The 21,071-nt window shown below is 44.3% G+C and carries 19 protein-coding genes; 10 read left to right on the plus strand and 9 right to left on the minus strand.

All coding sequences use genetic code 11. From position 1 onward, the window contains the following. Positions 1 to 10: 10 nt before the first annotated feature. Positions 11 to 631 carry a LysE family translocator gene (locus R7Z41_RS07180; RefSeq protein WP_021035942.1) on the minus strand — a complete coding sequence of 207 codons (621 nt, stop codon included), beginning with the start codon at positions 629 to 631 and terminating at the stop codon, positions 11 to 13. 739 nt (positions 632 to 1,370) lie between these two features. On the opposite strand from R7Z41_RS07180, the gene R7Z41_RS07185 reads away from it, so the two are divergent. The 4 genes from R7Z41_RS07185 (at position 1,371) to phaC (ending at position 5,566) form a co-directional block, all read left to right on the plus strand. Next, positions 1,371 to 2,111, plus strand: coding sequence for an SDR family oxidoreductase (locus tag R7Z41_RS07185; protein WP_005373555.1), 741 nt, complete (start codon positions 1,371 to 1,373; stop codon positions 2,109 to 2,111). 12 nt (positions 2,112 to 2,123) lie between these two features. Beyond that, complete coding sequence (locus R7Z41_RS07190) at positions 2,124 to 3,332, plus strand: acetyl-CoA C-acetyltransferase (RefSeq protein WP_053349411.1); 1,209 nt, start codon at positions 2,124 to 2,126, stop codon at positions 3,330 to 3,332. Positions 3,333 to 3,376: 44 nt separating this feature from the next. Further along, positions 3,377 to 3,724 carry a phasin family protein gene (locus tag R7Z41_RS07195; RefSeq protein WP_005373550.1) on the plus strand — a complete coding sequence of 116 codons (348 nt, stop codon included), beginning with the start codon at positions 3,377 to 3,379 and terminating at the stop codon, positions 3,722 to 3,724. A 66-nt stretch (positions 3,725 to 3,790) separates the two neighbouring features. After that, positions 3,791 to 5,566 (plus strand): class I poly(R)-hydroxyalkanoic acid synthase, encoded by a 1,776-nt coding sequence (phaC, locus tag R7Z41_RS07200; RefSeq protein ID WP_017819891.1) that lies wholly within the window; start codon positions 3,791 to 3,793, stop codon positions 5,564 to 5,566. Positions 5,567 to 5,735: 169 nt separating this feature from the next. Here phaC and R7Z41_RS07205 read toward each other — a convergent pair whose 3' ends face one another. The 6 genes from R7Z41_RS07205 to napF form a co-directional block, all read right to left on the minus strand. After that, positions 5,736 to 5,870 (minus strand): TIGR02808 family protein, encoded by a 135-nt coding sequence (locus tag R7Z41_RS07205; RefSeq protein WP_005373546.1) that lies wholly within the window; start codon positions 5,868 to 5,870, stop codon positions 5,736 to 5,738. Positions 5,871 to 5,881: 11 nt separating this feature from the next. Continuing rightward, entirely contained in the window at positions 5,882 to 6,460 is a 579-nt protein-coding gene (locus R7Z41_RS07210) for a NapC/NirT family cytochrome c (RefSeq protein WP_005373542.1), read from the minus strand. Positions 6,461 to 6,488: 28 nt separating this feature from the next. Beyond that, on the minus strand, positions 6,489 to 6,944 hold the full coding sequence (locus R7Z41_RS07215; protein ID WP_005389061.1) for a nitrate reductase cytochrome c-type subunit: 456 nt from the start codon (positions 6,942 to 6,944) through the stop codon (positions 6,489 to 6,491). A 78-nt stretch (positions 6,945 to 7,022) separates the two neighbouring features. Next, positions 7,023 to 9,512, minus strand: coding sequence for a periplasmic nitrate reductase subunit alpha (napA, locus tag R7Z41_RS07220; RefSeq protein WP_158173411.1), 2,490 nt, complete (start codon positions 9,510 to 9,512; stop codon positions 7,023 to 7,025). Further along, entirely contained in the window at positions 9,509 to 9,817 is a 309-nt protein-coding gene (locus tag R7Z41_RS07225; protein WP_206970327.1) for a chaperone NapD, read from the minus strand. The genes napA and R7Z41_RS07225 overlap by 4 nt, the downstream gene beginning before the upstream one ends. A 47-nt stretch (positions 9,818 to 9,864) precedes the next feature. Further along, positions 9,865 to 10,350: a ferredoxin-type protein NapF gene (gene napF / locus R7Z41_RS07230; RefSeq protein WP_005373529.1), complete on the minus strand. Its 486-nt coding sequence runs from the start codon at positions 10,348 to 10,350 to the stop codon at positions 9,865 to 9,867. 247 nt (positions 10,351 to 10,597) lie between these two features. Between napF and narQ the strand changes: the two genes are divergently transcribed. Beyond that, positions 10,598 to 12,334: a nitrate/nitrite two-component system sensor histidine kinase NarQ gene (gene narQ / locus R7Z41_RS07235; RefSeq protein ID WP_025767926.1), complete on the plus strand. Its 1,737-nt coding sequence runs from the start codon at positions 10,598 to 10,600 to the stop codon at positions 12,332 to 12,334. Between the two features lie 4 nt (positions 12,335 to 12,338). After that, positions 12,339 to 12,953: a response regulator gene (locus tag R7Z41_RS07240; protein WP_031777156.1), complete on the plus strand. Its 615-nt coding sequence runs from the start codon at positions 12,339 to 12,341 to the stop codon at positions 12,951 to 12,953. 91 nt (positions 12,954 to 13,044) lie between these two features. Here the strand turns inward: R7Z41_RS07240 and R7Z41_RS07245 are convergent, their stop codons facing one another. After that, positions 13,045 to 13,218 (minus strand): hypothetical protein, encoded by a 174-nt coding sequence (locus tag R7Z41_RS07245; protein ID WP_005373524.1) that lies wholly within the window; start codon positions 13,216 to 13,218, stop codon positions 13,045 to 13,047. A gap of 261 nt (positions 13,219 to 13,479) precedes the next feature. Between R7Z41_RS07245 and R7Z41_RS07250 the strand changes: the two genes are divergently transcribed. Then, a complete protein-coding gene (locus R7Z41_RS07250) occupies positions 13,480 to 14,343 on the plus strand; it encodes a DUF6279 family lipoprotein (RefSeq protein WP_054574706.1) in 864 nt (287 codons plus the stop codon). A 170-nt stretch (positions 14,344 to 14,513) separates the two neighbouring features. Next, the gene (gene pepT / locus R7Z41_RS07255) at positions 14,514 to 15,743 is read left to right on the plus strand and encodes a peptidase T (RefSeq protein WP_206970325.1); all 1,230 of its coding nucleotides are present in this window, start codon (positions 14,514 to 14,516) and stop codon (positions 15,741 to 15,743) included. A gap of 82 nt (positions 15,744 to 15,825) precedes the next feature. On the opposite strand, the gene R7Z41_RS07260 is transcribed toward pepT, so the two are convergent. Then, positions 15,826 to 16,290: a dCMP deaminase family protein gene (locus R7Z41_RS07260; RefSeq protein ID WP_005373515.1), complete on the minus strand. Its 465-nt coding sequence runs from the start codon at positions 16,288 to 16,290 to the stop codon at positions 15,826 to 15,828. A 419-nt stretch (positions 16,291 to 16,709) separates the two neighbouring features. Here R7Z41_RS07260 and vmeY point away from each other — a divergent pair, with 419 nt between their 5' ends. Continuing rightward, entirely contained in the window at positions 16,710 to 17,837 is a 1,128-nt protein-coding gene (gene vmeY / locus R7Z41_RS07265) for an efflux RND transporter periplasmic adaptor subunit (protein ID WP_206970315.1), read from the plus strand. A gap of 8 nt (positions 17,838 to 17,845) precedes the next feature. After that, positions 17,846 to 20,998, plus strand: a complete 3,153-nt coding sequence (gene vmeZ / locus R7Z41_RS07270; protein ID WP_017819894.1) for a multidrug efflux RND transporter permease subunit VmeZ — start codon at positions 17,846 to 17,848, stop codon at positions 20,996 to 20,998. Positions 20,999 to 21,071 lie beyond the last annotated feature (73 nt).

The following is a 21,071-nucleotide window of genomic DNA, read 5'->3' on the forward strand; positions in this document are numbered from 1 at the left end:
CCAGTTTGCCTTAGCTTAGTAGCAACCAGACACCAACTCCCATCATTAAAGTGCCTGCGATACGGTTCATTAGACGTACATTCTTAGACTGACCTAATACGTGTTTCAACCCTTTACCACCAGTAGCGTACAGAGACATGCAAATGAACTCAAACAGTAAAATAATGGAGACAAGTATGATCAGTTGCGGTGCAAGCGCTGCGTTTTGGTCTATAAAAGGCGGTAAAAGAGAAATCATAAATGCCCAGCCTTTTGGGTTTGCGATTGCGGTAACGAAGCCTTGCATGATCAGTGCGATATTGTCACTCTTTGGTGTTTCTAAGTTGTCGACATTAATCGCAAGTTTCCCTCGCGATCGCCACATTTCAACACCAAGATAGAGTAAATAACCGCCACCAATGAACTTTAACGCGATAAACATCCAAGGATAATTGAGCATAATCGCAGCGATACCTAACACCGCAGAGACTGACACCAGCGCAACACCGAGAAGTTCTCCTATCATCATCCATAACGTGCGACGATAACCGATACTCATACCTAACGTTAGGGCGAGAGTCATGCACATACCAGGCGTGATTGAGACAAAAAAGAAAGTAGGGATGAACATACTGAGCAATGCAAGATTCATATCTGTTGATGATTTAGTGATTAAAGAGAAGCCACAAAGATAGTGCAAAGTGGAAAAGGATGCTACTACAAAGCGAACGATTACTTTCACTAGTAGCTAGTTGATGTTCTTCGAATATATAAATTTAAAATGAAATTATATTTTAATCTATGCGTCATAATAGTGCGTATTGCACCAGTATGAGACAAGCTCTTATATCATTTTTAGATTAAATATATTTAATTTATTATATTTTATCGGTATTAATCATCACTGTATTAAAATAATCGAATTGATAACTAAATTATCATTAAATACAGTAATTAAATGATATGTTTGATAATTATTTTTACTGATAATTGAATTATTATTCTAATCTCAAGTTTGTTGTAATCATATAGGCTTAAAATTCAGATCTTAAATCATGACATAATGTAACGTCTACCATTCTGTATGTAAGTACATGATATTTAATAATTATGTTTCTATTTCTGTTGGTGTGGCTTTTGTGGAAGTGTGATTTAAAACAATGACTTATGTAAAATTAACCATTTTATAACATTTCACGGGTAATGAGATCTAAATCAATCTTATGCAATTGGGTGAGTTTTTTATTTGAAATGTAATATTTCTAGGTTAACTTAAAATAAAGGCAGCACGGGATTGGTTGTCAAAAGAATAAATAAACACGTCAGTTGGTGAACTATTTCATCAGTGTATTAAGTTTGCTTTTTAAATGCCGTTAAGAATGGAGTCTTCAATGAAGAAAGTCGCTTTGATCACTGGATCAAAAGGCGGAATTGGTTCTGCTATTTCCTCTCAATTAGTCAATGACGGTTACCGTGTAATCGCTACTTATTTCACAGGTAACTACGAATGTGCGCTGGAGTGGTTCAACAGCAAAGGGTTTACCAAAGATCAGGTTCGCCTTTTTGAGTTGGATGTAACAAACACGACAGAGTGTGCAGAGAAATTGGCGCAATTGCTTGGGGAGGAGGGAACCATTGATGTTGTTGTCAACAACGCAGGAATCACACGTGATGGCGTGTTTAAAAAGATGACTGCGCAAGCTTGGAATGATGTCATCAATACCAACCTCAATAGTTTATTCAACGTTACGCAACCCCTCTTCGCTGCAATGTGCGAAAAAGGCGGTGGTCGTGTCATCAATATCTCTTCAGTCAATGGTCTTAAAGGGCAGTTTGGTCAAGCAAACTACTCGGCGGCGAAAGCTGGGATGATCGGTTTCTCTAAAGCCTTAGCATACGAAGGTGCTCGCTCGGGTGTGACAGTTAATGTTATCGCTCCGGGTTACACGGGTACGCCAATGGTTGAGCAAATGAAGCCAGAAGTGCTGGAATCCATTACGAACCAAATTCCAATGAAACGTCTTGCGACACCAGAGGAAATTGCAGCATCAGTGAGCTTCTTGGTCAGCGATGCGGGCGCCTACATCACCGGAGAGACTTTGTCGGTGAACGGCGGCTTATACATGCACTAAGGAGAGAAGATGATGGAAAAAGTATTTATCGTAGCGGCGAAGCGTACTCCAATTGGTGCTTTTGGTGGTAGCCTGAAAAATACTTCTGCTGGCGATCTGGCAGCAGTAGCGATTAAGGGCGCGTTGGAAGCGGCAAAGTTGCCTGGCGACAAGGTTGACGAAGTGATTGTTGGCAACGTTGTTGGTGCAGGTCAAGGAATGGGTGTTGGCCGCCAAGCGGCACTGTTTGCGGGGATTCCTGAATCTGTTCCTGCATATGGCGTAAACATGGTTTGCGGTAGTGGCATGAAAACGGTCATGGATGCCGTGTCCCATATCCGTAGTGGCGATGCTGAGATCGTTGTTGCAGCGGGTGTTGAAGTCATGTCTCAGATTCCGTTTGCTGCACCAAGCAGCATTCGTGATGGCAACAAAATGGGCAATCTGGAGCTAAAAGATCTGCTCATAGCGGACGGTTTAACCGATGTTTACAACCAATATCACATGGGTGTGACGGCAGAAAACGTAGCAAAACAAATCGGCTTAACTCGCCAGCAGCAAGACGAATACGCGCTGTCTAGCCAACAGAAAGCGGTAGCCGCTATCGAAGCTGGCAAATTTCAAGACGAAATTGTGCCAGTGGAAGTAAAGCAACGCCGTGAAACCGTGATGTTTGATACGGATGAATACCCAAAAGCGAACGCGACAATGGAAGCCTTAAGCAAGCTACGTCCTGCTTTTGACCGCGAAGGCACTGTGACTGCGGGTAATGCATCAGGCATTAACGATGGCGCGAGTGCGATTATCGTGGCGTCTGAAAGCGCAGTTAAAGCGCATGGATTAACGCCGCTTGCTGAGATCGTAAGCTATGCGCAATCGGGTCTTGATCCGAAGATCATGGGCCTAGGTCCTGTAGAGTCGGTCAATAAAGCACTCGAAAAAGCGGAACTCACAGTAAATGACATTGACGTTTACGAGTTAAACGAAGCATTTGCAGCGCAAGCACTTGGCGTGATTCATCAGTTGGCGGAAACAAACCAAGTTCCAGTTAACGCGATTCAAGATAAAGCGAACTTTAACGGTGGTGCTATCGCGCTAGGACACCCGCTTGGTGCATCTGGCAACCGAATCTTAGTCACGCTGGTTCACGAGCTTCATAAGCAAAATGGTCAATATGGCGTTGCTTCACTTTGTGTGGGCGGCGGCATGGGCACGGCTGTGGTTGTAAAGACAGTTAAGTAATTATTTAAACGGACATTTTTAATTCTTTCTCTAGGAGACAAACCATGTACACAGATTTCTTCAAAACATTTAGCGATCAAACTGAAAAAAATCTAGAACCTTACTTGAAGTTCAACAAGCTAGTGACAAAAAACGTAGAAGTGTTGACCGAGCTTCAATTGAACGCCATTCGCACATACAGTGAAGTGGGTCTAAACCAGATGAAAGCAGCGACAGAAATCAAAGACGTAACGTCATTGACTGCTTTCAACAGCCAGCAACTAAGCGTACTTACTAAACTTTCTCAACAAATGATGGATGACAGCAACAAGCTTCAAGCGATTGCAAAAGAGTTCAAAGAAGACGTTGAGAAAATGACTTCGGAAAATCTAAAGACTGTTACTCCAGCGTAATTTGTCCGATTCTCGCCGCCCCTAGATTTGGGCGGCGTTGTTTTTTCCGAATATAGGAGTAAGACTATGTTTCAACACTTCTTTTCGGACTATCTTGTGAAGCTTCAGGAAACCAATCATCAGTGGTGGCATGATTTCGAAGTGAACAAGGCAGTCGTGAACTCTCCTTTAAACAAGGCCATGCAAGAAGTGAACTTTGAGGATACTGCCAAACTGTTCGAACAAGCTGCGAATCAGCCTGCTGCGATTTTAAAGCTGCAAGCACAGTGGTGGGAACAGCAGCTGCAAATTTGGCAGAATGTTGCATTGGCAGGGAACCAAGCACAAATCGTCGAAGCTGAAAAAGGGGATAAGCGTTTCTCAAACGAAGCGTGGCAAAATGAAGCCATGTATAGCTTCATCAAACAATCCTACCTTTTATTTAGTAAGACCTATCTGGACACCATCGAGTCTTTGGAAGGCTTAGATGAAAAGACGAAAGAACGTATTATTTTTTTCTCTCGCCAAGCCATTAACGCCCTTTCTCCTTCCAACTTCATCGCCACTAACCCAGAGCTTTTGAAGCTGACACTTGAGCAAAACGGTCAAAACTTACTGGCAGGCTTAGAGCAGTTGAAAGAAGACGTTGAGTCGAGCGCAGACATTTTAAAAATTCGTATGACGAATAACAATGCATTCCGTGTGGGCGATGACGTTGCGACGACACAGGGCAATGTGGTTTTTCAAAACGAATTGTTTGAGTTGATTCAATATCGACCTCTAACAGAGAAAGTGAATGCGACGCCGCTGCTCATCGTCCCACCTTTCATCAATAAATACTACATCCTTGATTTAACGGCAAAGAACTCAATGGTTCGATGGTTGTTAGAGCAGGGGCACAGTGTATTTATGATGTCTTGGCGCAATCCAGGCAAGGCACAAGCGCACATAGAGTTTGGTGACTACGTGACAGAAGGCGTAGTGAAAGCCGTCGCTGCAATTGAAGATATAACAGGACAAGAGCAAATCAATGCGGCTGGTTATTGCATTGGTGGTACTGTTTTAGCAAGCACGGTTGCGTACTACGCTGCAAAACGTATGAAGAAGCGCATTAAGTCTGCCACTTTCTTCACCACATTGCTCGACTTCTCTCAACCAGGTGAAGTCGGCGCGTATATCAATGACACCATTGTTAGTGCAATTGAAGCGCAAAATAACGCAAAAGGGTATATGGACGGCCGTTCCTTAAGCGTGACGTTTAGTTTACTGCGTGAAAACAGCTTGTACTGGAACTACTACGTCGACAATTACTTGAAGGGTAACAGTCCGGTTGATTTCGACTTGTTGTACTGGAATAGCGATAGCACCAACGTCAGCGCTGCATCTCACAATTTCTTGCTTCGCGAGCTCTATTTAGAGAACAAGCTGGTGCAAGATAAAGGCGTCAAAATTGGTGGAGTATGGATTGATCTAAATAAGATCAAAATTCCTAGCTATTTTGTGTCAACGAAAGAAGACCATATTGCGTTATGGCAGGGAACTTACCGTGGTGCGCTGAACACAGGTGGCAACAAAACATTTGTCCTCGGTGAGTCTGGTCATATTGCGGGCATCGTGAACCCGCCAGCTAAAAATAAGTATGGTTATTGGTTGAACGATAATTTGGATGACTCTGCTGATGAGTGGTTGAATAACGCGGAACACAAAGAGGGATCGTGGTGGACACACTGGAACGAGTGGTTACTCCAATTCAACCCTAAAGAGCAAGTTGAGCCTTTCCCTATTGGCTCAGAAAACCATCCGGTTATTGATGAAGCGCCAGGACAATACGTCAAACAGGTTCTGCCAGTAAAAGAATCTTAAACAACTCCCTATAGCAGTAAATCTTAGCGGCCTTTATGGTCGCTTTTTTATGTATGATTGCTTGTTTATGGTTGGTAAGCACCATTGAGCAATAAATAAAAAGCGCCGAGCATTTGCTCGGCGCTCAGTGTCAACAAATAGGCTAGTTGACGAGTAGAGATGCGTTACGTTACACCTCTTTATCCTTACCAAATGACAGCAGCCAGAGAGAGATTGCTGCTACCGCCACAAAGCCGGAAAGAATAATCACTGGCATAGCACTGTAGCCAAGGATATGCCAAATTACAGATTCTAATGTACTCATGGTAAGTCTCCTTAGTGCCAGCCTTCAACGCCGCTCATGTCTGGTAGTTTGTGCGCAATACCTTTGTGACAGTCTACACATGTTTTCTCGCCTGAAGCGAGAGCGGTGGAGTGCTGTTCTGCCGCACGTGATCCTTGCTGAGAGTAATCCATGAAATCAAACTCATGACAGTTACGACATTCAAGAGAGTCATTCTTTTTCATACGTGCCCACTCTCGCTCTGCGAGGTGTCCACGACGCTCTTGGAACTTCTCTGGCGTATCGATCGTCTTCGTTACGAAGTGTGCAAATAGCTCTTTAGATGCCTGTACTTTACGAACGATCTTATCCGTCCATTCATGAGGAACGTGACAGTCTGAACAAATCGCACGAACACCAGATCGGTTGGAGTAGTGAATTGTTTCTTGAATTTCAGCAACGATCGGCGCGTGACAGCCAGAACAGAATTCTTCTGTGTTGGTTGCTTCCATACCTGTGTTGAATGCGCCCCAAAATAGAAGGCCACCAGCGAAGCCTAGAAATAAAACCACACCAGCGGCAGCTTTACTCGGGCTCGACAGTCTCTTCCAAAACGCTTTAAGTATTTTCATAAGTAACCTCTTAGTACTCGCGTTTCAATTACTGAAGCGAATCGACTGCCTTAAACTCGTTTTCCACTAGTGGTTTTGCATCCGTTTGTGGAACGTGACATTGCAAACAGAAGTAACGACGAGGAGACATATCTGCCAGTACCGCATCTTCTCTGTTTACATAGTGCGTTACGCTAATTTTAGTCGCACCTGACTCTTTTGCATTTTTCCAGCTATGACATGCAAGACACTTGTTAGCATTTAACGAAATTTCGTAGTGACGAATGCTGTGTGGGATCAACGGTGGTTGATAAACATAGCTGTCTTCAACAATTTGATCTTTAGGGAAGTCTTTGAACTCGTCTGCTGGACGCGTATCTTCCAATTGAGACATTCCACGTAAAGATTCTAGACCACCAATACCACCTGGATTATCCAACTCAGCTTGCGCAATGCCTGTCACTAACGCACCTACAGATAAAACTGCGACAAGTAATTTTTTCATCATTTCATCTCCGCCTTTATGGCTTAAATTCTTTATTAGGCCGCCATAATGACGGCCGTAGCATTCAGTATCTGAAGGTTAAGCAATCTTAGTGATTTTGACTGGGCACTTCTTAAAGTCTGTCTGTTTAGACAGTGGATCAGTCGCATCTAGGATAAGCTTGTTAATCAAAATACGTGCATCAAAGAACGGTACGAATACCAAGCCTTTTGGCGGACGGTTACGACCGCGAGTTTCAACACGAACGCGTACTTCACCGCGTTTGTTTGCCATGAGTACTTCTTCACCACGACGAACATTGCGTGCTTTTGCGTCTTCTGGGTGCATGTAACACACTGCGTCTGGTACTGCTTTGTATAATTCAGGTACACGACGAGTCATGGTGCCTGTGTGCCAATGCTCAAGAACACGACCAGTACATAACCACATATCAAATTCATCGTTCGGTACTTCTGGTGGCGCTTCGTATGGCGCGGAAATGATCTTCGCTTTGCCATCAGCATTGCCGTAGAAGTCCCAACCAGAACCTTCTTTCGCGTATGGGTCTGAACCTTCTTTAAAGCGCCACTGTGTTTCCTTACCATCAACAACAGGCCAACGTAGACCACGTACTTGGTGGTAGCGGTCGTATGGAGCCAAATCATGACCGTGACCACGGCCAAATGTTGCGTATTCCTCAAATAGACCTTTTTGAACATAGAAACCGAAGTGGTGAGCATCGTCATTCAGTTCACGAGCTTCTTCGATAGGGAATTTGTCGACGTTACCATTGCGGTAAAGTACGTCGTACATTGTTTTACCACGGTATTGAGGCGCTTTCGCTAGAAGCTCTTCAGGCCACACTTCTTCCATTTTGAAGCGTTTCGAGAACTCCATTAGCTGCCAAAGGTCCGATTTTGCTTGACCGACTGTGCCCACTTGTTGGTACCAAGCTTGGGTACGACGCTCTGCGTTACCGTAAGCACCTTCTTTTTCAATCCACATTGCGGTAGGAAGAATAAGGTCTGCTGCTTGTGCTGTTGCTGTCGGGTATGGGTCAGACACAACGATGAAGTTTTCTGGGTTGCGGTAACCTGGAAGACGTTCTGTGTTGATGTTTGGACCGGCTTGCATGTTGTTGTTACATTGAACCCAGTAACAGTTCAGAACGCCGTCATTCAGCATACGGTCTTGCAATACGGCGTGGAAGCCAGGTTTTGGTGGAATCGTACCTTCTGGCAGTTTCCAGATGTCTTCTGCAATCTTACGGTGTTTAGGGTTAGCAACCACCATGTCCGCTGGTAGGCGGTGAGCAAACGTACCAACCTCACGAGCGGTACCACATGCTGATGGTTGGCCCGTTAGTGAGAATGGGCTGTTCCCCGGAGTCGAGATCTTACCGGTTAGTAGGTGGATGTTGTAAACCAAGTTATTCATCCATACACCACGAGTATGCTGGTTCATGCCCATTGTCCATAGAGACATCACTTTCGTGTTTGGATCCGCGTATTGCTTCGCAAGCTCGATAAGCTTCTCTTTCTCAACACCAGAGATTTCAGATGCTTTCTCTACTGTGTATGGCGCTACTGATTTCTTGTACTCTTCGAATGAGATAGAAGTGAGTTTGCCAGAGTTCGGGTTCTTCGCTGCTTTTTGTAGCGGATCATCGTCACGTAGACCGTAGCCGATGTCAGTGTCTGCTTGAGTGAAGTTCGTGTGTTTGTTCACGAAGTCCCAGTTTACTGCATCGTTTTCGATGATGTAGTTTGCGATGAAGTTAGCAATTGCAAGGTCAGACTGAGGATTGAAAATGTAGCCGTGGTCTGCCAACTCAAATGAACGATGGTAGTAAGTAGAAAGCACGTTCACTTTAACGTGAGGGTGGCTTAGGCGGCGGTCAGTAATGCGAGTCCATAGAACCGGGTGCATCTCTGCCATGTTTGAGCCCCAAAGAACGAAAGCGTCTGCGTTCTCAAAGTCATCGTAACAACCCATTGGCTCATCGATACCGAATGCGCGCATGAAACCTACAACGGCAGAAGCCATACAGTGACGAGCGTTTGGATCAATGTTGTTTGATCGGAAGCCTGCTTTCATTAACTTTGATGCAGCGTAGCCTTCCATTACTGTCCATTGGCCTGAGCCAAACATACCTACGCTTGTTGGGCCTTTTTTCTCTAGAGACGTTTTCCATTTCTCAGCCATGATGTCGAAAGCGTCATCCCAAGAGATAGGTGTAAATTCACCATCTTTGTGGAATTTGCCATCTTTCATTCGTAGCATCGGTTGAGTTAGACGGTCTTGACCGTACATGATCTTAGAAAGGAAGTAACCTTTGATGCAGTTCAGACCTTTGTTTACTGGTGCTTCTGGGTCACCCTGTGTTGCTACCACTTTGCCGTTTTGAGTGCCAACAAGAACAGAACAGCCTGTACCACAGAAACGACAAGGTGCTTTGTCCCATGTGATTTTGGTTTGATCAGAGCTTGCAATCAGGTTGGCTGCAGATGCTGGTAGTGTCACACCTGCGACAGCAGCAGCTGATGCAGCCGCGTTTGCTTTCACAAACGCACGTCTTGTCATTTTCATACTTCACCCTCGATTTGGGAATGTTGTGTTCCAGTGTCTTCTTCATCCGTTTCTTCAAGCCCAGTTTCGATTTGGTGATAAACCAATACCGTGCTTAAGACGTTCGGTAAATTGTTAATGGCATCGATAGTGTCTGTGATGAAACCTTGGTTCTCAGTTTCAAGTACGACGATAATCTTGCCTTCAGGACTGCCACCATAAATTTCCGCATTTTCGTGTGCTTCTATCTTTTGTTTGATTTCGTCCAAATGTTCCGGCAGCACATGTACTACCAAACTTGAAATATGCACTTCATTTAGTGACATATAGCTCTCTCATTTATTTTTATTGCCTTTGGCCGACGACATTCGGCTTAGGCTGTTGTATTGCTCACATTGATGGATGAAGTCGGGCAAACTGAAACACAGGCGCCGCAGCCGTTACACTCATCAAGGTCTAAATTGGGTTGTGCTACTTTCCCCAGTTCTAATTTGAACTGAATTGCCATCGGGTCGCACATATCCCCACAGCTTCGGCATTCGACATTTTGTTTTGCTAAGCAGTTATCGTTGATACTTGCTTTTGCTTGCCAAGGTTGTTCTGTTTCTGGCAAGAAAAGGGGCTCAGGACAGGCGTTTGCACATTGATAGCAAAATGTGCATTCATCGATGGAAAAATCGACCGAGGGGAATCCGCCATCACTTTTGGTTATAATCTTTGTTTCACAGGCCTCAATGCATTTACCGCAGCGAGTGCAATCGTCCGTAAACTGTTGCGGTTTAGTTAACCAAGGCAAACGTACGGCGTTGTCGGGGTGCGCTTTTCTTGCAAAGAGTCTTCTTCTGGAAAGGTCTACCACTTAGTCACCTCGAAACTTGGAACCCAAACTAAGCATAGTCCACAATTTTCATTAATAAACTGTCATTTAAACTAACGAAATTGTAGTTTTTGACATATTTGTATAAATACCTCTTAGGGGGTAAATGGTATGCAATATTGTTTTGGATCAATAAATTCCGTCGCAGGTGATCACATATTGATAAAGTTGAAAGGTAATGGGTTCATTGCACGTACAAATAGGATTGTTAATGGGCGAGGAACTCAGATTGTTTAAAAATGTGAAAAAGTCAGTGACGCGCACGATTGCATCCGCGATGCTTCTTATTTTGCTGCTCTCAGTCGCTACGACTGGTTTTGCGATTTTTACGTTAGCGTCCAGTTTGAACGATGCTGAAGCCGTCAATGTTGCTGGCTCGATGCGAATGCAAAGCTACCGTCTGGCGAATGATATTCAGGTTAAATCTGTTGACTATTCTTCACATATTGACGCATTTGAACATTCGATATATTCACCTTCAATGAAAGCGCTTCAGCATTGGTCTGTGCCAGAAGACATCACTCACGATTACTACCGTCTTATTATCAGATGGCATGAACTCAAGGCGGTGCTGAGAGGAGACAACCCGGCAGAATATCAACTCCTAGTGGCCGGTTTTGTTGAACAAATCGATGAGTTTGTATTTAAGCTGCAAAGCTTTTCGGAGCAAAAACTGATTAACTTAGCCTGGATCGGCGGGTTAGGGTTGGGTGGCATCCTTTGTGTCAGTATGTTTGTCGTTCATTTTGTGCGCCTCGAAGTTGTTCGGCCTCTGCGTGCCTTAGTTTTTGCTAGCGAGCAAATTAAAAATCGCTCATTCAATATATCGCTCAATGTATCTAGCGACAATGAAATGGGAATACTGACTCGAACCTTTAACCGGATGGCGACAGACCTTGGTAAGTTGTACCGAGGATTAGAACAAGCGGTTGATGAGAAAACACGTAAATTGCAGCATGCCAACCAGTCTTTAGAAGTGCTGTATGACTCGTCAAAAGAACTCACGGCGTCGCGTATTAATCAAGACAATTTCCAGGCGATTTTGCAGCATATCGTCAGTCTTGAGGGCATTAAAGCGGTCAAACTTGAAATCGAGCAGCTGGGAGAACCGAGCTGGATATTGATGGAAGGAGAAGAATGCTGCCAAGATTGTGATGAAGATTGCCACGGTAAAGCCCTGATGCTAGATGGTGAGCACTTGGGCTATTTATATTGGAAAGCAGGGTTACCTTGTCCGAACGAGGCTCTTATTGACAACTTCGTGCAGATTTTATCACGCGCCGTGTATTACAATCGGGCGCAGCGCCAAGCAGAACAAATTCTGCTGATGGAAGAGCGAGCCACTATTGCTCGGGAGTTGCATGATTCATTGGCTCAAGCACTCTCTTACTTAAAAATTCAGGTCGCTTTGTTGAAGAGAAGCGTAAAGAACTTGCCTGACGAAAAGGCGATCGCGCAGGCTAATCAAGTTATTGCCGAGCTAGATACGGGCTTATCTGCCGCTTATACGCAGTTACGCGAGTTACTGACGACGTTTCGTCTTACGATTAAAGAGGGCAGTTTTGGCCAAGCATTGCAAGACATGGTTGAAACGCTCAGTGAACAAACTGCTGCGGACATTACGCTAAAAAATAGACTTTCATCAACTGAACTGGATGCACATCAGCAGGTTCATTTACTACAGTTGATAAGAGAAGCGGCAATTAATGCTATCAAACATGCGCAAGCAGATAATATTCACATTCAATGTCTCGATAATGATGGAAAAGTCACAGTAACCGTTAGCGACGATGGAATAGGCTTTGAACATCAAGACGAAAAATTAAATCATTACGGTATGAGTATCATGCAAGAGCGGGCCGCTAGACTGCATGCCGATCTTCACATCGAAGCATCGATAAACAAAGGTTGTACCGTAAAATTAGAATTCCAACATAGTAAGGAAGTAAACAGTGACAGTGTGTAAAGTAATGCTGGTGGATGATCATCCACTCATGCGAAGAGGTATCCACCAGCTTTTAAGCTTTGAGCCTGAGTTTGAGGTCATTGCAGAAGCAAGTAATGGCGCGGATGCAGTAGCGAAAGCGCATGAGCTGGAACTGGATCTTGTACTTCTTGATCTTAATATGAAAGGCATGTCTGGCCTTGATACTTTGCAAGCACTGCGTGCAGATGGCTGTGAAGCCAGAATTGTCATTCTAACCGTTTCGGATAGCCCAGCAGATATAGAAGCAATAGTTCGAAGTGGTGCCGATGGCTATTTATTGAAAGACACTGAGCCTGATGAGTTGGTTGAGTTGCTAAAACAAGCGCATCAAGGGGACAAGGCATACAGCCAAGAAGTTTCTAAGTATTTGAGTGAACGTTCAGAGCAAGAGGACGTGTTTGATACACTGACCGATCGTGAATCGCAGATCTTAAGAGAGGTGGCAAGAGGTTTCCGCAACAAGCAAATTGCCGATCGTCTTTTTATCTCTGAGTCTACGGTTAAAGTACATATGAAGAGTTTACTTAAAAAGCTTCAAGTTCCTTCTCGTACTGCAGCAACCGTCCTTTATCTTGAGCGCTTTGGCGACATCAAATAACATTGTTGGATTTGAATCTGTAATAATAAATAAAATCAAACAGTTATATTGATTCTGACGAATAAAAAAAACCGCCTGTTAGGCGGTTTTTTTACTTGTCTGGGCGAATAGAGTACAAGTCACTGTTGTGCTTACCACACTCCAAATAGTACTGATAAGCCACTTTTTTGCTTTCAGCAATGACTCTCATGCAGTGCATTTTCCCCTGTTCAAAATATCGAATCTCATATTCTACACTGGTATCAAGTTGCTCAGCGGCTGCCATACTTCGCCTCCATAAACCATCCAAAAAACATCCATGCAAATTATATGCCGTTATAGGGAGCGTCGTTCGGTACGTTTTTTAGCCGATAATTGCGCTCTAACTCACTTTTTTGCGGATAGCTGTGATCAAAAAGTTAATTTCAAACTCTATATATTATTAAGGTGGCAATCAATATTTGTCACACTGGTGTAAGTTTGCCGCAATACTAAGTGATACAGGTTGAGTATAGAACTTAATCAACAGAAAAGGGAATACGAATAAGTGACTAAATTAAAGGATGTATCTAATAAGGCGCTTCGTTATGGCCTTCTATTTTGTTTCGTATTTCTGCTTGCCGGTTGTGCGAAAAAGTTTTTATACAGCAATATCGATTGGTTCGTGCTCGATTACTTAGAGGACTATGTCTCGTTGCAAGGGGAACAAGAAGTCCTAGTGGAAGAGCGCTTATTATTGTTGGCAGACTGGCACAAGAAAGAGGAGTTACCATTATATATCGAACATTTAAAAGACCTTGAGAGATTAAAAGCGAGCGATATCACCTTAAATTACTTACAAAAAAATCGAGATAGAATGCGAGCGCATTACGATAGAGTGGTCAGCAAAGCAGCACCAGATCTTTTTGCGTTAAGTTTGCAATTAACGAAAGAGCAAGAACGCGAGTTTTTGAGTAATGTACAAGAACATTATCAAGAGCGAAACGCAAAATATGCCGATAAGACAGAAGACGAAGTGCGTGAAATTATTCTGGATAACACTGAAGAGTGGATGGAAGAATGGCTGGGGAATCTATCAGGAAATCAGCGTCAATTAGCTCAAAGATTTTCTCAGCAAGTTATTTTAAACAGCCCTTTATGGAGAGATTATCGAGCCACGGTATATCAAGAGCTCGAATACTTGTTCGACAACAAATCTAATGTTGTGACTTATCAAGATATATTTATGCGACTCTTGTTCGAGCCAGAGAGTTATTATAGTGAGCAGCTTTCTCTGAATATTGACTCTAACTTTGCATTGGTTGATCAACTGACATTAGATGTTTCTCGTTCGATGACCGATAAGCAATGGCGTCATTTTCGTGAAAAGGTTAAAGAGTGGCGAGTATTGGCTGAGGAACTTTTAGATTAAATTCATGCTTCAATGAGCGAAAGCAAAGCGCAAAAGCCTTTCTTATCAAAAAATGATTCAAAGCAAATTCTTATTGAGCTAAGAGCGTAACATAGCGTGAGGTTTGATGAGGCAACGTCAGCTTATCAATGCGTGATAAGGCCTCATCGTACAAAACAATGAGAATAAATATGAAACATTTAGTTGAAAGATTTCTTCGATACGTCACGTTTGATACCCAATCCAATCCACATGTGACGCTTTGCCCAAGTTCACCTGGTCAGCTTGTGTTTGCTGAGTTACTTAAAAAAGAGATGATCGAGCTTGGTTTAAGTGACGTGACTTTGGATAAAAATGGCTACTTGATGGCTAAACTGCCAGCCAATGTTGATTATGAGGTTCCTCCTATCGGCTTCATTGCCCATATGGATACCGCGCCGGATGCATCTGGCAAAAACGTAAAGCCGCAATTCATCGAAGATTACCAGGGTGGCGATATTGCATTAGGGTTGGGGGATGAAGTGTTATCTCCCGTGCAATACCCAGATTTACATCACCTACATGGCCACAATCTTATTACTACCGATGGCACTACATTACTTGGCGCGGATAACAAAGCCGGTATCGCAGAGATTCTTTCCGCGGTAGCTCTGCTACTGGAAAACCCAGACATTCCACACGGCGACATTTGTATCGGCTTTACTCCGGATGAAGAAATCGGTCGTGGTGCAGATTTGTTTGATGTTAAAAAATTTGGCGCGAAATGGGCATACACTATAGATGGTGGCCCGCAAGGTGAATTGGAATACGAAAACTTTAATGCAGCAAACGCTGATGTAATTTTTCATGGTGTTAGCGTTCATCCAGGTACTGCAAAAGGCAAAATGGTCAATGCGATGAACTTGGCTGCGAAATTTCAAGTTCAAATGCCCCAAGATCAAACTCCGGAAACAACCGAAGGTTACGAAGGGTTCTTCCATCTAAAATCGGCAGAAATGGGCGTTGCACGAAGCGAGCTAGGTTACATTATTAGAGACTTTGACCGTCAAAGACTTGAGGATCGAAAAGCCTTTATGCAGAAACTCGTCGATGAAATGAACACGGGTTTACGCCATGGTTCTGTAGAGCTAAAAATAAAAGACAGCTATTACAATATGAGAGAAATGGTTGAGCTTTACCCTCATATCATTGAGCTGGCAAAGCAAGCGATGGAAGCGTGTGATGTGGAACCGATTATAAAACCTATTCGTGGTGGTACAGATGGTGCTCGTTTATCTTTTATGGGTTTGCCGTGCCCGAATATCTTCACCGGTGGTTTTAACTTCCACGGAATTCATGAGTTTATTTCTGTTGAAATGATGGAAAAATCAGTACTCGTTATTGTCAAAATTGCTGAGCTCACAGCGAAAAAACACAGTTAAAAGACTACGTCGAGACCTCTTGCAGATTTAATAACAAAATAGCCCAGATCTTCCTGGGCTATTTAAATATTAAGATGGAATACTAGCGCACGTCTTTGTCTTCAATTTCAATGTCTTCTAGTGGTAACCAGTCGACTTTCACACCCGCTTGATCGAACATATCTTGACTGACTTGGATTTTATCTCCCCAGCGAGATAAAAAGTCTTCAGACTGCTCAGGGCAGTGTACGTGTGAGATCCCTGTTTGAATGATCTTTGCCGCGCAGTTAGGGCAAGGAAAATGCGTTACCCAAATATCACATCCGTCTAAGTCACGTTTTGAGAACAAAATAGCGTTCTCTTCCGCGTGCAGTGTTTTAAGGTATTTCAACTCGCGCTCATCGGTGTCGACACTGTCAGAAACACCATGCGGATAGCCATTAAATCCAACAGATACAATGCGATTCTGTTTAGTAATAACGGCACCGACTTGTGTTGATGGGTCCTTACTCCAAGACGCCACTAGTTCTGCCATCTGGTAAAAGCGTTTCGCCCATTTAGAAATCATAATCATCCTCTCTGTCGAAGGCGTTGAATTAATTGAATGATAACCCATTTATATTAAAAAAATAGTCAAAATCGGGGTCTTGAGTATGAAGGCGTCACTTTTTACCTTTTTAGCCACAAAACGTTCTTATCTTGAGCACTGAATCTCACTTTACGCCCGAATACAATACTCCCGTTAGTGTTTCCACGCACACGCTAAAATTCGCGATCTCCTAAGGCGTATATTAAATAGTTATGATTGAGTTGTATGTATATTGCTCATTGAATACCACTGTTAACTAAATTACTTTATTTTCCTTTTGTTTCTCATGTTTACATTTAGAAACACCTTGGGCGCTTTTCAGTGAAGTTTTCAGTGGCAGCAAGGAGTAAGGTTGATAGGAATTCAACAATATCCTGTTCTATAAAGACGGTAAATACATGCAAAAGAAACCACTTGTCGCACTAATGGCGGCTACAGCAATCCTCGCTGGATGCGGGGAAGCTAATAATGCCCAAACGAAAGGTCAAGCGCCTCTCGTAGTGACTCAGGATGTCACGGTTATCGACTACCAACCGAGCAAGTCTTATATCGGTCGCATTGAAGCAGTAGAAGATACCAATATTACCGCGCAGATTTCTGGCTACTTAAAAGCTCGTCACTTTGAAGAGGGGCAAATGGTAGAAAAAGGGCAGCTCCTTTACTCTATCGAGCCATCTTCTTTTGAAGCCCAAGTCGCGAGTGCTAAAGCCGCACTTGCACAAGCTAAAGCGGCGCTAAAAAAAGCCGAATTAGATCATACTCGAGGTAAAAACTTGTTGCCTCGCGGTAGTATCTCTCAATCTGAGTTTGATGCTTTAACAGCTGCACTTCTTGGTGCGAGAGCAGAGCTAGAAGCGGCAAATGCTCAACTTAAACTTGCTGAAGTTAACCTTTCCTATACTCAAATCCGAGCACCTTTTAGCGGACGTATTAGTGATACCAAAGTGAGTACGGGTGATCTGGTTTCTCCGTCATCTGGCGTGCTGACAACTCTGGTGAGTTTAGATCCAGTTCATACCTCATTTAGTGTGAGTGAGCGTGAGCGTTTAGCTATGGGTATGGATCAAGTAAAAGGTGATGGCTCGGCTGAATCAAACCGCGTTGAAGTTCAGCTTGAACTGGAAAATGGACAGTTTTTTGGGCATCTCGGTAAGCTTGATTTCTTAGGTAATCGTATTGACACCAAAACGGGTACGATTGCTATGCGCGCGCTCGTTCCAAACCCAGATCAGAAGTTACTTCCGGGTCAGCACATCAAAGTGAACTTGAGAGATAAGAATACGAAGGACGTTATTGTTATTCCACGACGTGCCGTTCAAACTGACTTAGAAGGTGACTTTGTGATGGTGATGGCTGAGGGAAATGTCGCAGAGCGTCGTAACGTAGAGCTTGGCCCTCAGGTTGAACAAGGTATTATCATTCGAGAAGGGCTCGATCAGGAAGATACAGTTATTACACAAGGCCTACAACGTGTGCGTAATGGTGTAGAAGTGCGCCTTCAAGCACCTGCTGAAGATAAGCAGTAGGGGGCACTATGTTAAGTCGTTTCTTTATTCAGAGACCTAAATTCGCGCTGGTTATTTCGATCATATTAACGCTAGCCGGCGCGATCTCACTGGCGATTTTGCCAGTGGCGGAGTACCCACAGATAAGTCCGCCATCAGTCAGCGTTTCGGCATACTACACCGGTGCGAGTGCGGAAGTTGTCGAGCAGGCCATTGCTGACCCCATAGAGACCTCAGTCAACGGCGTTGAGGATATGATATACATGTCTTCAAAGAGCGCGAACGATGGCTCTTACAGCCTAAACGTCACGTTTGATGTCGGCACCGATCCAGATATGGCGCAAGTTAACGTGCAAAACCGCGTGTCACAGATTGAGTCAAAACTGCCTCAAGAAGTTCGCATGGTTGGTGTGACGGTGAAAAAGCGTTCACCTGACTTGCTGATGGTACTTAACTTCTATTCACCTGATGGCAAATACGATGATCAGTTCTTGATTAACTACATTAACTTGAATGTAAAAGATCAGTTGGCTCGTGCGAAAGGTATCAGTGAAGTTAACGTGATTGGTGGTGGCGAATACGCAATGCGTGTTTGGTTAGATCCTGAAAAAATGGCCAACCTTAAGCTAACCACGTCAGACGTATACGCCGCTTTGGCTGAACAGAACGTTCAAGTTGCGGCAGGGCGTGTAGGTGCAGCACCATACAACAATCCGCAAGAAGTTCAGTTTAACCTTGTGACCAAAGGTCGCTTGGAAAGCGTGAGTGAGTTTGAGAACGTAGTCCTTCGAGCTAATCCCAATGGCTCTACGGTTTATCTGAAAGATGTTGCTCGCGTTGAACTAGGCAAAAAGTTCTACGATGGTAACGGTAAGTTCCGTGGCCAGGACGCGTCAATCGTTGCGTTGTCTCTTCAATCGGATGCGAATGCGTTAGAAAGTGGTCAGGCCGTCATGGAGCTCCTTGAAGGCTTGAGCAAAAACTTCCCAGAGGGAATGGAATACGAGACCAGCTACGATACAACCGTGTTCGTATCTGAATCGATCAAAGGGGTAGTAAAAACACTGATTGAAGCGATTCTATTGGTGATTGCTGTAACTTACTTGTTCTTAGGTAGTGCGCGTGCAACGTTGATTCCTGTTGTCGCGATCCCCGTTTCTCTGATTGGTACGTTTGCCATCATGCAGGCAACGGGCTTCACCATTAATACGGTTACTTTGTTTGGCTTGATCCTTGCGATTGGTATCGTGGTGGATGATGCGATTCTGGTTATCGAAAACGTCGATACTACCATGGCGAAAGACCCAACCATCTCACCGCGTAAAGCGACGTTGCTAGCGATGAAAGAAGTAACGGGCCCAATCATCACGTCGACCTTGGTTCTACTTGCGGTATTCATACCCGTAGCCATGCTGCCAGGTATCACCGGTATCATGTATCGCCAGTTCGCTTTGACCATCTGTATTTCGGTTGTGATTTCATCCATCAATGCATTGACGCTGTCTCCAGCACTTTGTTCTCTGGTATTGAAGCAGGGTGGGGGCAATACCGCTAACTGGTTCCAGGCTTTCAACCGAGGCTTAGAGCGCATCACTACGCGTTATGGCCAGATCGCTGGTTTCTTGGTGAAGAAGTCTTTACTGCTCGTGACGTTCTTTATAGTTGCTATCGCAGCGGTCACTTTCTTTGCGAAAACCACCTCTACAGCGTTTGTTCCTCAAGAAGATAAAGGCATTTTGCTGGTTAACGTACAGCTACCAGATTCAGCCTCTTTATCACGTACTGAAGAAGTCACCAATGATTTAATGAAAATGATCGGTGAAGAACCTGGTGTGGATGGTGTGACGGTTGCGAACGGTTACTCGTTTATGACAGGCGCAGCAGCATCAAACGGTGCTTCTGTATTTATCAAATTGCATGACTGGGATACTCGTAACTCGCTGCAAGGAGAGCACTCTGCTAATGCTATCGCGGCACGTATTAACGGTCGAGCGGCGACAGAGCTACCTCAAGCGGTTGTTTTTGCGATGGGACCACCGGCGGTTCCTGGTATGGGCGCTGCGTCTGGTTTTGAGTTTGTGCTTGAAGACACGCTAGGGCGAAGTCGTACCGATTTGTCGATGGTCATGGGAGAAATGATCCAAGCGGCTAACCAAGCGCCTGAAATTGCCTACACGTTTAGCACGTTCCGCGCGAATGTTCCGCACTACTACGTTGATATCGATCGTGAGAAAGCGCAGCAATTAGGTATTTCGCTGTCGTCTATTTTCCAAACCTTGCAAGGCAACTTAGGTTCGCTTTATGTGAATGACTTCACCATGTTTGGTAAGAACTTCCGCGTAACCATGCAAGCTGATAGCCAGCACCGTAGCAGCATGGAAGATCTAGATCGTTTCCATGTTCGTTCTTCGAACGGTGATATGGTTCCGTTAAGTACGCTAGTGAGCTACGAGCAAGTGTTTGAGCCTGATGTGGCGTGGCGTTACAACATGTACCGCAGTGCTATCATTCAAGGCCAACCAGCACCGGGTTACTCTAGTGGTGATGCGATTGCCGCAATGGAACGCGTTGCTGCTGAAGTTCTTCCACAAGGGTATACGTATGAATGGACAGGTATGGCTTATCAGGAAGTGCTTGCGGGCAACCAAGCCATTTATGCGTTTGCGCTGGCTTTGATATTCATTTACTTGTTTATGGTGGCTCAGTATGAGAGTTGGAGTATTCCACTAGCTATTATTTTGGTGGTCCCAGTAGCAACGTTAGGTTCCTTCCTTGCGTTGAATCTAACTGGCACGCCGCTTAACTTGTATGCCCAAATTGGTCTTGTCTTGCTCATAGCCTTGGCGGCGAAAAACGCAATTTTGATTGTGGAGTTCGCCAAGCAAGAGCGAGAAGAAAAAGATGCTGATATCGATAGTGCAGCGGTTAAAGGAGGCACGTTACGTTTCCGCGCTGTGAATATGACATCTTGGTCATTTATTCTGGGTATCTTCCCGCTTATCTTTGCCGCTGGCGCGGGGCACGTGAGTCAAAACTCACTCGGCGTGTCGCTGATTGGTGGTCTATTGTGTGTGCTTCTAGCAGGTACATTCTTGATCCCAGGCTTCTACGCTCTGGTGCAAAGACAGCGTGAGAAAGTTCATGGTGGCAACACCAAGCTGGTTCCTCTTGATGATGAATAATCACATCCGAAGTGCGCAGTAAGCACGAAGTGACAATTGAAAAAAGCCCGAAGCAATGATTGCCTCGGGCTTT

Source organism: Vibrio sp. 1457 (assembly GCF_033340195.1).
Classification (GTDB): domain Bacteria; phylum Pseudomonadota; class Gammaproteobacteria; order Enterobacterales; family Vibrionaceae; genus Vibrio; species Vibrio alginolyticus.

Bases quoted from the DNA above. Each gene is read 5' to 3' on its own strand.
- R7Z41_RS07180 (WP_021035942.1), bottom strand. From the start codon at position 631: ATGAATCTTGCATTGCTCAGTATGTTCATCCCTACTTTCTTTTTTGTC.
- R7Z41_RS07185 (WP_005373555.1), top strand. From the start codon at position 1,371: ATGAAGAAAGTCGCTTTGATCACTGGATCAAAAGGCGGAATTGGTTCT.
- R7Z41_RS07190 (WP_053349411.1), top strand. From the start codon at position 2,124: ATGGAAAAAGTATTTATCGTAGCGGCGAAGCGTACTCCAATTGGTGCT.
- R7Z41_RS07195 (WP_005373550.1), top strand. From the start codon at position 3,377: ATGTACACAGATTTCTTCAAAACATTTAGCGATCAAACTGAAAAAAAT.
- phaC (WP_017819891.1), top strand. From the start codon at position 3,791: ATGTTTCAACACTTCTTTTCGGACTATCTTGTGAAGCTTCAGGAAACC.
- R7Z41_RS07205 (WP_005373546.1), bottom strand. From the start codon at position 5,870: ATGAGTACATTAGAATCTGTAATTTGGCATATCCTTGGCTACAGTGCT.
- R7Z41_RS07210 (WP_005373542.1), bottom strand. From the start codon at position 6,460: ATGAAAATACTTAAAGCGTTTTGGAAGAGACTGTCGAGCCCGAGTAAA.
- R7Z41_RS07215 (WP_005389061.1), bottom strand. From the start codon at position 6,944: ATGAAAAAATTACTTGTCGCAGTTTTATCTGTAGGTGCGTTAGTGACA.
- napA (WP_158173411.1), bottom strand. From the start codon at position 9,512: ATGAAAATGACAAGACGTGCGTTTGTGAAAGCAAACGCGGCTGCATCA.
- R7Z41_RS07225 (WP_206970327.1), bottom strand. From the start codon at position 9,817: ATGTCACTAAATGAAGTGCATATTTCAAGTTTGGTAGTACATGTGCTG.
- R7Z41_RS07240 (WP_031777156.1), top strand. From the start codon at position 12,339: ATGCTGGTGGATGATCATCCACTCATGCGAAGAGGTATCCACCAGCTT.
- R7Z41_RS07245 (WP_005373524.1), bottom strand. From the start codon at position 13,218: ATGGCAGCCGCTGAGCAACTTGATACCAGTGTAGAATATGAGATTCGA.
- pepT (WP_206970325.1), top strand. From the start codon at position 14,514: ATGAAACATTTAGTTGAAAGATTTCTTCGATACGTCACGTTTGATACC.
- R7Z41_RS07260 (WP_005373515.1), bottom strand. From the start codon at position 16,290: ATGATTTCTAAATGGGCGAAACGCTTTTACCAGATGGCAGAACTAGTG.
- vmeY (WP_206970315.1), top strand. From the start codon at position 16,710: ATGCAAAAGAAACCACTTGTCGCACTAATGGCGGCTACAGCAATCCTC.
- vmeZ (WP_017819894.1), top strand. From the start codon at position 17,846: ATGTTAAGTCGTTTCTTTATTCAGAGACCTAAATTCGCGCTGGTTATT.